The sequence below is a fragment of the Stenotrophomonas sp. PE591 genome, assembly GCF_018320795.1.
GTDB lineage: Bacteria > Pseudomonadota > Gammaproteobacteria > Xanthomonadales > Xanthomonadaceae > Stenotrophomonas > Stenotrophomonas maltophilia.
Genome location: NZ_JAAOKO010000001.1, coordinates 33,185 through 47,173, shown reverse-complemented (window position 1 = coordinate 47,173; position 13,989 = coordinate 33,185). Strand labels below are relative to the sequence as shown.

Annotated in this window: 14 protein-coding genes and 4 tRNA genes; 5 read left to right on the top strand and 13 right to left on the bottom strand. The window is 66.3% G+C overall.

Features of this window, described 5'->3' with window-relative positions; translation table 11 throughout:
• Nucleotides 1-22: 22 nt before the first annotated feature.
• Nucleotides 23-724, bottom strand: coding sequence for a pirin family protein (locus tag JLDANKMP_RS00270; protein WP_005409043.1), 702 nt, complete (start codon nt 722-724; stop codon nt 23-25).
• Nucleotides 725-864: 140 nt separating this feature from the next.
• Between JLDANKMP_RS00270 and JLDANKMP_RS00265 the strand changes: the two genes are divergently transcribed.
• A complete protein-coding gene (locus tag JLDANKMP_RS00265; RefSeq protein WP_005409044.1) occupies nt 865-1,785 on the top strand; it encodes a LysR family transcriptional regulator in 921 nt (306 codons plus the stop codon).
• 697 nt (nt 1,786-2,482) lie between these two features.
• Here JLDANKMP_RS00265 and JLDANKMP_RS00260 read toward each other — a convergent pair.
• The 10 genes from JLDANKMP_RS00260 to JLDANKMP_RS00215 all read right to left on the bottom strand — a co-directional run bounded on the left by JLDANKMP_RS00260 (nt 2,483) and on the right by JLDANKMP_RS00215 (nt 8,392).
• A tRNA-Arg gene (locus JLDANKMP_RS00260) sits at nt 2,483-2,559 on the bottom strand.
• A 32-nt stretch (nt 2,560-2,591) separates the two neighbouring features.
• Nucleotides 2,592-2,668: transfer RNA gene (locus JLDANKMP_RS00255), tRNA-Arg, on the bottom strand.
• 58 nt (nt 2,669-2,726) lie between these two features.
• Nucleotides 2,727-2,803: transfer RNA gene (locus JLDANKMP_RS00250), tRNA-Arg, on the bottom strand.
• Entirely contained in the window at nt 2,794-3,720 is a 927-nt protein-coding gene (locus JLDANKMP_RS00245; protein WP_212560309.1) for an alpha/beta fold hydrolase, read from the bottom strand. The genes JLDANKMP_RS00250 and JLDANKMP_RS00245 overlap by 10 nt, the downstream gene beginning before the upstream one ends.
• Entirely contained in the window at nt 3,717-4,526 is an 810-nt protein-coding gene (gene thiD, locus JLDANKMP_RS00240; protein WP_212560308.1) for a bifunctional hydroxymethylpyrimidine kinase/phosphomethylpyrimidine kinase, read from the bottom strand. Before thiD ends, JLDANKMP_RS00245 begins: the two co-directional genes overlap by 4 nt.
• Nucleotides 4,527-4,590: 64 nt before the next feature.
• Complete coding sequence (locus JLDANKMP_RS00235) at nt 4,591-5,259, bottom strand: YoaK family protein (protein WP_049451022.1); 669 nt, start codon at nt 5,257-5,259, stop codon at nt 4,591-4,593.
• 12 nt (nt 5,260-5,271) lie between these two features.
• A complete protein-coding gene (locus JLDANKMP_RS00230) occupies nt 5,272-5,778 on the bottom strand; it encodes a hypothetical protein (RefSeq protein ID WP_012479757.1) in 507 nt (168 codons plus the stop codon).
• Nucleotides 5,775-7,175 carry a PhoH family protein gene (locus JLDANKMP_RS00225; RefSeq protein WP_005409049.1) on the bottom strand — a complete coding sequence of 467 codons (1,401 nt, stop codon included), beginning with the start codon at nt 7,173-7,175 and terminating at the stop codon, nt 5,775-5,777. The genes JLDANKMP_RS00230 and JLDANKMP_RS00225 overlap by 4 nt, the downstream gene beginning before the upstream one ends.
• Before the next feature lie 84 nt (nt 7,176-7,259).
• Complete coding sequence (locus JLDANKMP_RS00220; protein WP_005412958.1) at nt 7,260-7,739, bottom strand: peroxiredoxin; 480 nt, start codon at nt 7,737-7,739, stop codon at nt 7,260-7,262.
• A gap of 92 nt (nt 7,740-7,831) precedes the next feature.
• Nucleotides 7,832-8,392, bottom strand: coding sequence for a glycine cleavage system protein R (locus JLDANKMP_RS00215; RefSeq protein WP_005409051.1), 561 nt, complete (start codon nt 8,390-8,392; stop codon nt 7,832-7,834).
• Between the two features lie 164 nt (nt 8,393-8,556).
• On the opposite strand from JLDANKMP_RS00215, the gene dapA reads away from it, so the two are divergent.
• A complete protein-coding gene (dapA, locus tag JLDANKMP_RS00210; RefSeq protein WP_012479759.1) occupies nt 8,557-9,450 on the top strand; it encodes a 4-hydroxy-tetrahydrodipicolinate synthase in 894 nt (297 codons plus the stop codon).
• Nucleotides 9,451-9,482: 32 nt separating this feature from the next.
• A complete protein-coding gene (locus tag JLDANKMP_RS00205) occupies nt 9,483-9,998 on the top strand; it encodes a hypothetical protein (protein ID WP_005409053.1) in 516 nt (171 codons plus the stop codon).
• 249 nt (nt 9,999-10,247) lie between these two features.
• Here the strand turns inward: JLDANKMP_RS00205 and fdxA are convergent, their stop codons facing one another.
• Entirely contained in the window at nt 10,248-10,571 is a 324-nt protein-coding gene (gene fdxA, locus JLDANKMP_RS00200; protein WP_005409054.1) for a ferredoxin FdxA, read from the bottom strand.
• 192 nt (nt 10,572-10,763) lie between these two features.
• Here fdxA and JLDANKMP_RS00195 point away from each other — a divergent pair, with 192 nt between their 5' ends.
• Nucleotides 10,764-12,188, top strand: a complete 1,425-nt coding sequence (locus tag JLDANKMP_RS00195; protein WP_212560307.1) for a sugar porter family MFS transporter — start codon at nt 10,764-10,766, stop codon at nt 12,186-12,188.
• A 293-nt stretch (nt 12,189-12,481) separates the two neighbouring features.
• Here JLDANKMP_RS00195 and JLDANKMP_RS00190 read toward each other — a convergent pair.
• Nucleotides 12,482-12,556, bottom strand: a tRNA-Glu gene (locus JLDANKMP_RS00190).
• A gap of 52 nt (nt 12,557-12,608) precedes the next feature.
• Between JLDANKMP_RS00190 and pcnB the strand changes: the two genes are divergently transcribed.
• Nucleotides 12,609-13,988: a polynucleotide adenylyltransferase PcnB gene (gene pcnB / locus JLDANKMP_RS00185; protein ID WP_032965757.1), complete on the top strand. Its 1,380-nt coding sequence runs from the start codon at nt 12,609-12,611 to the stop codon at nt 13,986-13,988.
• Nucleotide 13,989 lies beyond the last annotated feature (1 nt).

The window sequence follows — 13,989 nt, the reverse complement described above, 5'->3', positions numbered from 1 at the left end:
TGCAGCATCGCGGGCGATGTGGTTACAGCGGCAGGTCGAACACCAGCACTTCGGCATCGTTGCCGTTTTCCAGCGTCAGCTGGGCTTCGTCGCTGACCTGCAGCGCATCACCGGCTTCCAGGGTGATGCCATTGACCTGCAGCTGCCCACGGGCCACCTGCACATAGGCGCCACGACCGTTGCCAAGCGCATGGTGCAGCTTCTGGCCGCCATCGAGGATGGTGGCGAAGATGCGGGCATCCTGGTGGATGCGCAGCGAACCATCGGCACCGTCCGGCGAGGCGATCAGGCGCAGCTGGCCGCGCTTGGTTTCCGGGGCGAAGTGGGTCTCCTCGTACGACGGCGTGATGTTCTCGGTGTCCGGGAAGATCCAGATCTGCAGGAAGTGCACGGTCTCGTCGGCCGAGTGGTTGAACTCGCTGTGGGTGACGCCGCTGCCGGCGCTCATGCGCTGCACGTCGCCGTAGCGCAGCACCGAGCCGGTGCCCATCGAGTCCTTGTGTTCCAGCGCACCGCCCAGCACGTAGGAGATGATTTCCATGTTGCTGTGGCCGTGGGTGCCGAAGCCCTGGCCGCCGATCACTTTGTCTTCGTTGATCACCCGCAGCGGGCCGAAGCTGACGTAGCGCGGGTCGTAGTAGTTGGCGAAGGAGAAGGTATGGCGCGAGGACAGCCAGCCATGCTCGGCCAGGCCACGGGTAGCGCTCTTGCGGATCTGCAGCATGATGGAATCTCCTTGTTCGATGGTTTCGATGGGGCGGGGTGGGCTGGCAGCCGCTGTGTTTCCCCGTTGGAGAGAAGTATCCGCTTGCGCCTTGGGTTTGAAAAACGGATAGTTTTGACAGCCATCATCGAAAAATTCGAATGCTCAAGCTCAGCCTCGATGCCCTGCAGATCCTGGATGCCATCGACCGCCGCGGCTCCTTTGCCGGCGCCGGCAAAGCCCTGCACAAGGTGCCCTCGACCATCTCCTACACCGTGGCCAAGCTGGAGGAGGACCTGGGCGTTCAGCTGTTCGACCGGGTCGGCCCGCGTGCCGAGCCGACCGAGGCTGGCCGCGCGCTGCTGGACGAAGGCCGGCACCTGCTGCGCGCCGCCCGTGAGCTGGAACTGCGGGTGCGCCGGGTGGCGTCGGGCTGGGAGACCGAACTGACGCTGGCGGTGGATTCGGTGTTCCCGACCTGGCTGCTCGGCCCGGACATCGCCGCGTTTCGTGAGGCCGAGGCACCGACCCGGCTGCGATTGATCGGCGAGGCCCTGTCCGGCACCTGGGAGGCCCTGCTGGACCGCCGTGCCGACCTGCTGGTCGGCGCGCCGGGTGAGGGTCCCAGTGGCGGTGGTTACGTGGTCGAGCCGCTGGGCACGGTGGAGTTCGTGTTCGCGGTCGCGCCCGGTCATCCGTTGGCCGCAGTGCCGGGTGTGCTGGGTCGCGAGCAGCTGGTCGAGCACTGCGCGATCGCGGTCTCTGATTCCGCGCGCAGGCTGCTGCCGCGCACGGTCGGCTTGTTGATGGGGCAGGAGATGCTGACGGTGCCGGACATGGCCAGCAAACTGAAGCTGCAGTGCGAAGGCGTGGGCTTCGGTTTCCTGCCCGAACCGTGCGCGCGCGCTGCGGTGGCGCGCGGCCAGCTGGTGATCCGCGAGGTGGAGGAACACAAGCCGGAAGAGACCTTCTGGCTGGCCTGGCGCACCGGAGAGGATGGCGCCGCACTGCGCTGGTGGCGCGAGCGCCTGCGCAGGCCGGAGCTGTTGTCGCAGTGGTGGCAGGCGATGGCCAGGGGGTAGGGTTTGGCAGGGCTGCGCCCTGCACCCGCTACGATCCAGAGCAACAGCAACAGCAACAGCAACAGCAACAGCAGAAGCTGGTTTCCTGAGGGATGGCGGGGTGGGTCCGGTTGCGGGAGACGCCGTAAACCCGTCCTTGGGGGCTTGGCCGCGGCATCCATGCCGCGGACACTCCCGCAACCGGACCCACCCCGCCTTCGACAGTTTTCCGCGATCTGTCGGAACGGCGTACTGCTCTGGTAGGTGTCGACCTTGGTCGACACGGTAGGTCCACGCCATGCGTGGATGCTCTTCGATCAATTGTCGAAATGTTCGAACTCGATGGAGATTCATCCACGCATGGCGTGGATCCATCAGATCGCGGAAATCTGTCAGAGGTGGGGCGGCATGGGCAGGCAGGACCGTTGGCGGCATGGATGCCGCCATCGAGCCCCCATGGGTGAGGGCGCTTTGCTTGCGAAGCATTGCTTCGCAAGCGCCCGAACGCACAGCCGCCAGCGGCTGGGCCGGACCGCGGAGCGGGGTTTACGGCGTGTCCTGCCTGTCCATGCCGCCCCGCCATCCCACGGAATGCCAGCTTTTGCCGTGGCCGTTGAGGTTGCCGGCCAGCGGCCGGCACTACCAGGGTGCAGGGCACAGCCCTGCCGAAAAACACACATAAAAAAACAGCAGGCCGAGGCCCGCTGTTTCGGTGTAATGGTGCGCCCGGAGAGATTCGAACTCCCGACCGCCTGGTTCGTAGCCAGGTACTCTATCCAACTGAGCTACGGGCGCCAATTACATGAACTTGTTGTGCTGACTGTGTATGGTGCGCCCGGAGAGATTCGAACTCCCGACCGCCTGGTTCGTAGCCAGGTACTCTATCCAACTGAGCTACGGGCGCGCGGTACACAATCAAATTTTACTGCATTTCCAGCGGCGGATGCTGGAAACCTGTCGAGTGGTGCGCCCGGAGAGATTCGAACTCCCGACCGCCTGGTTCGTAGCCAGGTACTCTATCCAACTGAGCTACGGGCGCCCTGCGACAGGAGCGGAATTATGCGGATGTCGGCGCGTACCGTCAACAGTTTTGTGAAAATTTTCATCCAACTGAATGAAAAAGCTGTCAGCCACAGCATCAGGGGCCTTCAGCCACGCGAAATGATCGGCGCGCGTGCCCAGTTCCTGCGCGGACAGCACGCGCAGCTGCGCGTCCACATTCGGCAGCTTCGCCAGCAGCGTCTGCATCGATCCGGTGGGGGCCAACCAGTCGTGTTCCATCAGCACCGCCTGTGCGCTGCCATGCACACGCGCCATCTGCGCATCGAGGTCTTCGTCCATGCCGACGGCGGCGTAATGATTGTTCAGGCCGACGCGCGCCCAGTCGGCGATCAGCCCGCGCGCTTCGGTGCCACCGAAGCCGAGGCGACGGCCATGCAGCACGCCCTGGCGCTGTGCGATCCATGGCAGGAAGCGGTAGACCAGCGGCAGCAGCCCGCCACGCGGTGGTGGGAATCCGCGCCAGAACGGTGAGCCGCTGGCGGCCAGCCACAGCCGGTTGAAGTGCTGCGGGTTGCGGCCGGCATGCACGCAGGCCAGCTGCCCGCCCAGGCTATGGCCGCCGATGATCCAGGGCAGGGCGTCGCCTTCGTCATCCGCTGCGGCCAGGACGGCCTGGCTGCTCGGCAGATCCTGTTCGAGTACCTCGCGATAGCCCCAGTCCTGCGTGCGCGATGGGCGCAGCGAACTGCTGCCGTTGCCGCGCCACTCGTGCAGGTAGACCGCCACGCCCTTCGCCGCCAGCGCCAAAGCCAGTGGCAGGTAGTGGCGCGCGGCCACGCCCAGTGCCGGCAGCCACAGCAGGCGTGCGATGGGCTGTGCGGGCACGCAGGCGATCACCTCGAAGCGATGGCCGTCGTCGCACTGCACGGCAAGGACGCTCGGCGTCAGGCTCATGCGTGGGGTGCCGCGCCGCAGTGGTCGAGCACCAGCACCTCGCTGCGGCCGGGGGCATAGCCCTGCTGCAGGCCGCGTGCGACGTAGTCGATGCCGGCTTCGCAGGCGTTGGCCAGGCTCAGGCCATTGCACAGCTGCGCGGCGATGGCCGAGGCCAGCGTGCAGCCGGTGCCATGAGCATCGAGGGGCAGGCGTGCGTGGATGAATTCTTCGCTGCTGACGCCGTCGAAGTAGCGATCGATCACGCGATTGCCCTCATGCAGGTGGCCACCTTTCAGCAGCACCGCACCGGCCCCCAGGTCGAGCAGGGCGGAGGCGGCCTGTTCTGCGTCTTCACCGTTGCTGATCTTCCGGCCGACCAGTAGTTCCGCTTCCGGCGTATTGGGGGTGATCAGCGTAGCCAGCGGGATCAGGCGCTCACGCATGGCCTGCAATGCACTGTCTTCCAGCAGGCGTGCCCCACTGGTGGCGACCATCACCGGGTCCAGTACCACGTGTGGCGGGCGGTGCTTTTCGAGTGCATCAGCGACGGCATGGATCACTTCGGCGTTGGCCAGCATCCCCAGCTTCACCGCGTGGATGTCGAAGTCGTCGAAGCAGGCATCCAGCTGCGCGCGCAGGAACTCGATGGGTGGCACGTGCACGGCGATGACGCCGCGCGTGTTCTGCGCGGTCAGTGCCGCAATCGCGGAAAGGCCATGCACGCGGTGTGCGGCGAAGGCCTTGAGGTCAGCCTGGATGCCGGCGCCACCGCCGGAGTCGGAGCCGGCGATGGTGAGGGCGGAAACGGGAGTGGTCGGGCTCATCAGTTGATTGTGCCGTGGTCCCGCAGGGGAAGGTAGATCCACGCCATGCGTGGATGTCCTTGATTCAATGCCGCCAACGCGCCCACTGCTGGTACAGCACATAACCCAGCCCGGTCAGGCCAGTCAGCAGGGCGGGGGCGAGCAGGGCGTCGTACTGCCAGCGCATGAACAGCCAGGCGCCGAGGACGCCGCCGGCGAGGAAGCCGCTGATGATCAGGCCGCTGAGAGTCAGGCGACGTACCTGCAGTGGCAACCCGCGCAGCAGGTGACCGAGGCCGATGCCGAGGTCGGTGAACATGCCGCTGAGGTGGGTGGTGCGCACCACTGCGCCACTGAAGGTGGTGGCCATCGCGTTCTGCAGGCCGCAGGCCATGGCGGCGGCCAGTGCGCCCCAGATCTGATGTTGTTCGAACAATGGGATGGCCACCAGCAGCAGCGCCGATTCCAGCGCCAGTGCCACGCCATAGCGCCGGCCCAGCTGCAGGGCGCTGTCCTGGATCAGCAGGCCGCTGAGCATCGCGCCCAGCGAGAACGCGATCAACAGCCCCCACAGGTGCCCGACGGCGCGCCAGTCCCCCTGCGCCAGCGCCATGCCCAACTGGCTGGTGCTGCCGGTCATGTGACTGACCGCCTGGTGCTCGAAACCGAGGAAGCCGACCACGTTGACCATGCCGGCCACGCACGAGAGGGCGACCGCGCCGATCCAGACCCAGGTGGGCAGGCGTATTCCCATCGGCGGGGCCCCTCAGGGCCCGCCGAAGCCGCCGTTGAACTGCAGCTCGCTGAAGGTGTTGCTGGCCGGGTCGAACACCGCGCCCCAGAACTGCGTGCCGCCGTCACAGACGCGGATCGCTTCGCGTGCCGGATTGATGCCACTGTCGTCGGGCAGGTGGAAGGCGTTGACGTAGATCAGCCGCTTGCCGGCGCTTTCGATGCCGACGTACTGGCGGTCGAAGTCCAGCACCTTCGGTACCTGTGCCTCCAGCGACGACAGCTGTGCCTCCAGCTGATCGATCTGCTGCCGGCTGGGGGCCCAGTAGCCGCTGACCCGCCCGGGCTCGCGGCCGGGGCTGGCGCGCGAACAGGTGTCGAGCACCTGCGCGGCGATGATCGGGCGGGTGACCACCCAGGACTGCCCGGTGCGCTCGGCGGTCGGCACACTGGCCGGGCCGCGCGTGGTGGTGCAGGCGCCGAGCACGGCTGCGAGGGTGATCGCAGCCGTGGGCAGCAGCAGGCGGGTGCAGCGGTTCACAACACCTCCGAAGCGTAATCGGCCAGGCGCGAGCGTTCGCCTCGGCGCAGGGTGATGTGCGCACTATGCGGCCAGTTCTTGAAACGATCCACCGCGTAGGTCAGGCCCGAGGTGGTCTCGGTCAGGTACGGGGTGTCGATCTGCTCGACGTTGCCCAGGCAGACGATCTTGGTGCCGGGGCCGGCACGGGTGATCAGCGTCTTCATCTGCTTCGGGGTGAGGTTCTGCGCCTCGTCCAGGATCAGGTAGCGCGACAGGAAGGTACGGCCGCGCATGAAGTTCATCGAGCGGATCTTGATGCGGCTGGCCAGCAGGTCGTTGGTGGCCTGGCGACCCCAGGTGCCGCCTTCCTGGTTGTGCGTGAGCACTTCCAGGTTGTCGGTCAGCGCGCCCATCCACGGCGTCATCTTCTCCTCCTCGGTACCCGGCAGGAAACCGATGTCCTCGCCGACGCTGACCGTGGCGCGGGTCATGATGATCTCGCGGTAGCGCTGCTGGTCCATCGTCTGCGCCAGCCCCGCGGCCAGTGCCAGCAGGGTCTTGCCGGTGCCGGCGGTGCCCAGCAGGGTGACGAAGTCGATCTCCGGGTCCATCAGCGCATTGAGCGCGAAGTTCTGCTCGCGGTTGCGCGCACTGATACCCCAGACGGCGTGGCTGCCGTGGCGGAAATCATCGACCAGCGACAGCACTACCTTGCCGTCGCCGACCACGCGGCTGACGCGCAGTTCGACTTCGTCTTCGCCGGGCAGGTAGACGTACTGGTTCGGGTACCACTCCTCGCCGTCCTGCGCCTGGATTTCGTAATGGCTGCGGCCCTTGTCGCTCCAGCTGCGCAGGTCGTCGCCGTGGCGCTTCCAGAAGTCTTCCGGCAGCTCGGTGGCGCCGGTGTAGAGCAGGCTGAAATCGTCCAGCGCGCGGTCGTTTTCGTAGTCCTCGGACACGATGCCGGCGATGGCGGCCTTGATCCGCAGGTTGATGTCCTTGGAAACGAACACCACCGGCAGGTCCGGCGTTTCTTCCTTCAGCGCCAGGATCGCGCCAAGGATGGCATTGTCGGGAATGACCTTGCCAAAGCTCTTGCCCGCGTCGAAGTGGCTGGTCTGGAAGCGCAGCTTGCCGGCGCTCTGCTTGCCGCGCAGCTGCAGGCCGTTGGGGCGCTGCAGCGGAATGCCGTCGGCCAGGTTGTCCAGGCCGGATTCCTGCACCAGCTCGTTGAGGAAGCGGCTCACCTGGCGGGCGTTGCGGCTCGCTTCGGAGGTGCCCTTCTTGCCGTTGTCCAGCTCCTCGATCACCTGCATGGGCAGGTAGATGTCGTGCTCCTCGAATTTGAACAGCGCGGTCGGATCGTGCATCAGCACGTTGGTATCCAGCACGTAGATGCGCTTGCCTCGGGTCATCGTCGATTCCTGGTTACGGACAGGGAAAAACCACCACGGCCTGCTGCGGGGCAGGGTGATGGCAGACACAGTAGGCAGTGGGACTCACTTGGACTGGGAGGCCTTCAGTTCGGCGAGAACGGCATCGGCATGGCCGGCAACCTTGACCTTGCGCCAGGACTGCACGATGCGGCTGTCGGGGGAAATCAGGAAGGTGCTGCGTTCGATGCCACGTACCTGCTTGCCGTACATGTTCTTCATCTTGATCACGTCGAAGGCGCTGCACAGCGCTTCGTCGCCATCGCTGACCAGCGGGAAGTTGAAGCCCTGCCTGGCACAGAAGTTGTCGTGCGACTTCACCGAGTCGCGAGAGACGCCGAGCACGACCGCGCCGGCCTTCTTGAACTTCGGCAGCAGGGCGTTGAAGTCGATGCCTTCGGTGGTGCAGCCGGGAGTGCTGTCCTTGGGGTAGAAGTACAGCACCAGCCACTGGCCGGCATAGTCGCCGAGAGTGGCCTGGTCGCCACCGGACAGCGCCAGCGGCAGGGAGAGGGTGGTGCTGTCCAGGGTATCGCCGTTGTTCATGAGGTCCTTCTGTCGAGCCTGGGTTGTTTCTACGACAATTGCATGAAACGCCACGCGCCCGTGAGAGGCGCGCGAAAAATCCGCACTCCCAATCAGAATTTCATCGGGTCCATGATCGCGTCCAGGTTCAGGTGGTCGCAGAACTCGAGGAAATCGTCGCGCAGCGCGGCGATGTGCATGTTGGCCGGCACGCCGATGGTGACCTGCGCGCTGAACATCTCCGCACCGGTCTGCATGGCGCGGTAGCGCGTGCTCTGCAGGTTCTCGATGGTGATGCCCTGGCGGTCGAAGAAATCGGCCAGCTGGAACAGGATGCCCGGCTTGTCGGCGGCGATCACTTCGACGATGTACGGCAGCAGGTTGGACTGCGCCTGCTTGGCCGCGGTGCGGTACCAGACCAGCTTCAGGCCTTCCTCGCGCTCCAGCCGGGTCAGCATCGCCTCGAGCTTGGCCACCGAGTCCCAGGAGCCGGTGGCCAGGGCGGTGACCGACACATCGCGACCGACCGTGGCCAGGCGTGCGTCCACCAGATTGCAGCCGCTGTCGGCGATGCGGCGGGTGACGGACAGCAGGGGGGACTCCGGATGCGTCGTATAGGCGTTGATCAGGAGGTGGTTTTCGCTCGGCGCGGGGCGCGGGGTGGTGTCGGTCAAGGCGATTCCGGGTAATGCATGCGTTAGTCTGAATGCCCGCCAGAGGCGGGGATCCACCGGTGTCCAGCATACTTGCCCGTGCTTTCGCGCCGCAAGTAACATTCAGGTCGCCCCCGGCCTTTCGTGGCGGGCGTTTTCCCTTTCCAGCCAAGAGCAGCACGTCCTTGTCCCTTTCCGGCCTCATCACCGCGCTGGCGACCCCGTTCCGGGCCGACGGCGCCCTCGATCCCGACGGTTGGCAGCGCCTGCTGCACCTGCAACTGGAAGGTGGCGTCCATGGCGTTGTCGTTGCCGGCTCGACCGGCGAAGCGGCAACCCTCACCGATGCCGAGTACGACCTGCTGCTGGCCAGCGCGGTCGAACGCATTGGCGGCCGCATCCCGGTCATGGCCGGCACCGGCCTGTCCGGTACCGCCAAAACCATCGAACAGACCCGTCGTGCGGCCGCGCTTGGCGCCAGCCATGCACTGGTGGTCACCCCGCCCTACGTGAGGCCGACCCAGGCCGGCCTGATTGCCCATTATCGTGCGGTCGCCGACCAGGGCGGGTTGCCGGTCGTGCTGTACAACGTGCCCGGCCGTACCGGTTGCGACATGCAGCCGGAGACCGTGGCCGAACTGGCCAGCCACCCCAACATCGTCGGCATCAAGGAGGCGGTGGGCGACACCGGCCGGGTGCAGGCGCTGCTCGCACTGCGCAGCCCGCAGTTCGCCGTGCTCAGCGGCGACGACGGTACGGCCGCGCGTTCGATCCGGGCCGGTATCGACGGCCTGATCTCGGTCGGCTCCAACGTGCTGCCCGGCGCCTACCGCCGCATGTGCGAGCTGGCCGCCGCCCATGACCACGAAGCCACCGAGTCCTGGGATGCGCGCCTGCAGCCGTTCCATGATTTCTGCGGTGTTGAACCGAACCCGATTCCGGTCAAGGCGCTGCTGCGCCGTATCGGCATCGGCCATGATCTGCGCCTGCCGCTGCTGCCGCTGTCGGCGTCGCACCACGCGGCCGCCGACCATCTTGCCGGCGACATCGCCGCCCTTGAAGCCCTTTCCAGCCACTGACCTTTCGTCTTGGTCTGACCCAGGAGATTCACATGCGTCAATCCGTTTCCACTGTCCGCGTGCTGTCCTACGCCCTGCTTGCGGTGGCCGTTGCCGCCGGCACCACCGGCTGCTTCAAGCGTGGCGTCAAGGGCGACTATGCCCTGGCCCCGGAAATGCGTCCGCTGGAAGTGCCGCCGGACCTCAACCTGCCGGCCACCACCGGTGACAACAAGGTGCCGGCGCTGGTGTCGGCCACCAAGCCGGCAGCACCGGCGGCCGCGGCTCCGGCCGTTGGCAATACCGGTTTCACCATCGCCGGTGGCAAGGATGAAGCCTTCGCAAAGGTCGGTACCGCGCTGGAAGGCGTGGAGGGCGTGACCATCGCCAGCCGCGCCCAGTTGCTCGGCTCGTATGACGTGGCCTACGAAGGCAGCAACTTCCTGGTCCGCGTGGTCGCCGTCGATGCCGGCGCCTACATCTCCGCGGTCGACCCGCGTGGCCTGCCGGCCACCGCCGAAGCGCCGGTGAAGTTGATCGCCGCGCTGAAGGCGAAGCTGGCCCAGTAAGGGCTGCCTCTGGTAGAGGCTGACCTTGGTCGGCGCTTCTGTGCCAACCAAGGTTGGCACCTACCGGATCGCAAGGTTGGCATGCCGTATCGCGAGGTTGGCATGCCGTATCGCGAGGTTGGCATACCGGATCGCGAGGTTGGCATGCCGGATCGCAAGGCTGGCATGCCGGATCTTGCGGTTGGCGTTCACCGGAAAACAGAAAAGGGCGCCCGTGGGCGCCCTTTTCGTTGCCGCCGTGGGCGCTTCTCAGCGCTCCAGCAGCTTCAGCTTGTCCGGCTTGCCATCCCATTCGCCGGCGTCGGCGGGCGGGTCCTTGCGCACGGTCAGCACCGGCCACTCCTTCGCCAGCTCGGCGTTGAGGGCGACGAAGCCTTCCTGGCCGGCGGGGACATCGTCCTCCGGGAAGATCGCATTGACCGGGCACTCCGGCTCGCAGAGGGTGCAGTCGATGCACTCATCCGGGTCGATCACCAGGAAGTTCGGGCCTTCGTGGAAGCAATCCACGGGGCACACTTCCACGCAATCGGTGTGTTTGCACTTGATGCAGTTTTCGGTGACGACAAAGGGCATGGGCTGGGGGTGGATCGATTCCTGAACCCGCCAATTCTAGAACAGGTTGGCCCCCGGTGTCGGCGCGGAGCGGAAATCGGGCGTCTGGCAGGCGCGGCCGTGGCAGTCATTGGCGGCAGGGCGGGGCCTGTGCGACGCTGCGGGTCAGCCGGCTGCGTCGGGTGGCCGGCCCCCTTCCCAGCAGGATCGTCAATGTCGCCAGCCAAGCCCAGCATCGCACCCCATGGCGGTGAGAACACTGCATTCATCGTCCTGATCAGCTGCGTGGCCACGCTCGGTGGATTCCTGTTCGGCTTCGACAGTGGTGTCATCAATGGCACCGTCGATGGCCTGCGCCAGGCCTTCAACTCCAGCGAGGCGGCGCTCGGTTTCGAAGTCGCCTCGATGCTGCTGGGCTGCGCGATCGGTGCGTTCCTGGCCGGCTGGCTGGGCGACCGCCTGGGACGCCGCGGTGTCCTGATCGTGTCGGCGCTGATGTTCTTGGTCTCGGCGCTGGGCGCCGGCGCAGCCCACGCCTCGTGGCTGTTCATCGCGGCCCGCGTGCTCGGCGGCTTTGCAGTAGGGGCGGCCAGTGTGATGTCGCCGGCCTACATTGCCGAGGTGGCCTCGGCGCGCTATCGCGGGCGTTTGGCCACGGTGCAGCAGATGGCGATCATCTGCGGCCTGTTCGCAGCTTTCCTCAGCAATTACCTGCTGGCCCGCGCCGCCGGGGCGTCGACCGAGCCGTTGTGGCTGGGTCATGAGGCCTGGCGCTGGATGTTCTGGATGCAGGCGCTGCCGTCGGGGCTGTTCCTGCTGTTGTTGCTGGTGATTCCGGAAAGCCCGCGCTTCCTGGTCCTGAAGGGGCGCCAGCAGCAGGCGAGGGCGGTGCTCGCGCGGCTGTACGGCGAGGCCGCAGCGGCGGCCAAGCAGGCCGAGATCGAAGCCAGCCTGGCCCAGGACCAGCACAAGCCGCGCTTTGCCGACCTGCGCGACACGGTCAGCGGCAAGCTGCGGCCGATCCTGTGGGTGGGCATCGGTCTGGCCATGTTCCAGCAGCTGGTCGGCATCAATGTGGTGTTCTACTACGGCGCAGTGCTGTGGCAGGCGGTCGGCTTTTCGGAAAGCGACGCGCTGCTGATCAATGTGTTGTCCGGCGCACTGAGCATCGGTGCCTGCCTGCTGACCGTGCTGCTGATCGACCGCATCGGGCGCAAGCCGCTGCTGTGGATCGGCTCGGTCGGCATGTCGGTGGCGCTGGTGCTGATGGTGGTCGCCTTCGCCAGTGGCAGCCTGGCCGATGGTCGACTGCAGTTGTCCGACGGCATGGGCCGGCTGGCGCTGGTCGCAGCCAACGTCTACGTGGTGTTCTTCAACATGTCCTGGGGCCCGGTGATGTGGGTGATGCTGGGCGAGATGTTCCCCAACCAGATCCGCGGCCCGGCGCTGGCCGTTGCCGGTGCGGCGCAGTGGACGTCGAATTTCGCGATCACCGTGACCTTCCCGATGCTGCTGGCCGGCATCGGCCTGGCCGGCGCCTATGGCATCTACACGGTGGCGGCCATCCTCTCGATCTTCTTCGTGGTCCGCTACGTGCGCGAGACCAAGGGCAAGGAGCTGGAGCAGATAGAAGGCTGACGGCGACTGGCTTCGGTTGTGTCCCGTTGGCGCCTGCTTGTCCAGAGTGTGAGGGGGCAGGCCGCCCTCTCCAGGACACGCAAGAGCCCATCCATGGGGGCTAGATGGCGCCATGGATGGCGCCATCGAGCCCCCATGGATGGGTTTACGGCGTGTCCTGCCCTGGGTGACCCCACCGGCTCAAGCCGATTGCAGGGGGCCGCCAAAGCGACCAACCCGACCGCAACCACTGCAATCCCGGAAAACAGAAAAGCCCGCACAAGGCGGGCTTTTTCGGTTCCTGCTGCGGCGACTGGCGCTCCCTAGGGGACTCGAACCCCTGTTTTAGCCTTGAGAGGGCCACGTCCTAACCACTAGACGAAGGGAGCGTAACTGTGTCGCTGCCGAGGCAGGAGCGCTAGTATATGCACCTCGATGCCATTGGGCAATCCCGAAACTTCAACCGGAAGCGCCAACATCATTTCCTCTGCTACATCACCGTTCAGCCTGCGCGTCATCCCGCGCGACCAGCACACGATCTCCCGCAAGGACATCAGCCCGAACGCCCTGCGCGTGCTTTATCGCCTGCGCGATGCCGGCTTCGGCGCCTACCTTGTCGGCGGCGCGGTGCGCGACCTGCTGGTCAATGGCCAACCCAAGGATTTCGACGTGGCCACCGACGCCACGCCCGAACAGGTCAAGCAGCTGTTCCGAAACTGCCGCCTGATCGGCCGCCGTTTCCGCCTCGCCCACGTTGTGTTCGGCCGCGAGATCATCGAAGTCGCCACCTTCCGCGCCAACAGCGATGACGGTAGTGGCGACCGCGAGATGGAAAACGGCATGCTTGTGCGCGACAACGTGTACGGCACCATCGAAGACGACGCCGTCCGCCGCGACTTCACCTGCAACGCCCTGTACTACGCCATCGAGGATTTCTCGGTGCGTGACTACACCGGCGGCTTCGAAGACGTGCAGGCGCGCCTGATGAAGCTCATCGGCGACCCGGTGCAGCGCTACCAGGAAGACCCGGTGCGCATGCTGCGCGCCGTGCGCCTGGCGGCCAAGCTCGGCTTCCAGATCGAAGAGGGCACCGCCGCGCCGATCCCGCAGCTGGCTGGCCTGCTCAACGAAGCCGCGCCGGCACGCCTGTTCGAGGAAGTGCTGAAGCTGTTCCTGTCCGGGCACGGCGTGGCCAGCTTCGAAGGCCTGGAGCGCTACGGTCTGCTCGACGTGCTGTTCCCGGAAAGCGCCAGGGCGTTGAAGTCCAACCGCACCGGCGCGCTGCGCCGCATGCTGGTCGAGGGCCTGGCCAATACCGATGCCCGCGTGGCCAACGACGAGCCGGTCTCGCCGGCGTTCCTGTTCGCGCTGTTGCTGTGGCCGGCGTTCTGCCGCGCCCAGGCGACCCTGCTCAAGCAGGGCGTGGCGCCGGAAGAGGCGCAGCGTCGTGCCGCCGACCGCGTCACCGTGCAGCAGCTGAGCACCATCGCGCTGCCGCGCCGCTTCTCGCTGCCGATGCAGGAAATCTGGCTGCTGCAGTCGCGTTTCAGCTCGCGCCAGCGCAAGCGCGTGTTCCGCACGCTCACCCATCCGCGCTTCCGCGCCGCGTTCGACTTCCTCAGCCTGCGCCAGGTGGCCTCGGCCGAGCACGCTGCCGATGTTGAATTCTGGCGCGAGGCACAGGCCCAGTCGGGCCGCGAGCTGGAATCTTCGCTGGACGCGATGCACAGCGAAGAGGGCGATGACGAGAACGGAGCACCGCGCAAGCGTCGCCGTCGTCGCCGCCGCCCGGGGGCCTCGGCCGGTGCAGCTGGCGAATAAG

Excerpts from the sequence above, each read along its gene's own strand:
- thiD (WP_212560308.1), bottom strand. The coding sequence starts at position 4,526 with ATGAGCCCGACCACTCCCGTTTCCGCCCTCACCATCGCCGGCTCCGAC.
- fdxA (WP_005409054.1), bottom strand. The coding sequence starts at position 10,571 with ATGCCCTTTGTCGTCACCGAAAACTGCATCAAGTGCAAACACACCGAT.
- JLDANKMP_RS00205 (WP_005409053.1), top strand. The coding sequence starts at position 9,483 with ATGCGTCAATCCGTTTCCACTGTCCGCGTGCTGTCCTACGCCCTGCTT.
- JLDANKMP_RS00270 (WP_005409043.1), bottom strand. The coding sequence starts at position 724 with ATGCTGCAGATCCGCAAGAGCGCTACCCGTGGCCTGGCCGAGCATGGC.
- JLDANKMP_RS00235 (WP_049451022.1), bottom strand. The coding sequence starts at position 5,259 with ATGGGAATACGCCTGCCCACCTGGGTCTGGATCGGCGCGGTCGCCCTC.
- JLDANKMP_RS00195 (WP_212560307.1), top strand. The coding sequence starts at position 10,764 with ATGTCGCCAGCCAAGCCCAGCATCGCACCCCATGGCGGTGAGAACACT.
- JLDANKMP_RS00220 (WP_005412958.1), bottom strand. The coding sequence starts at position 7,739 with ATGAACAACGGCGATACCCTGGACAGCACCACCCTCTCCCTGCCGCTG.
- JLDANKMP_RS00245 (WP_212560309.1), bottom strand. The coding sequence starts at position 3,720 with ATGAGCCTGACGCCGAGCGTCCTTGCCGTGCAGTGCGACGACGGCCAT.
- JLDANKMP_RS00225 (WP_005409049.1), bottom strand. The coding sequence starts at position 7,175 with ATGACCCGAGGCAAGCGCATCTACGTGCTGGATACCAACGTGCTGATG.
- JLDANKMP_RS00265 (WP_005409044.1), top strand. The coding sequence starts at position 865 with ATGCTCAAGCTCAGCCTCGATGCCCTGCAGATCCTGGATGCCATCGAC.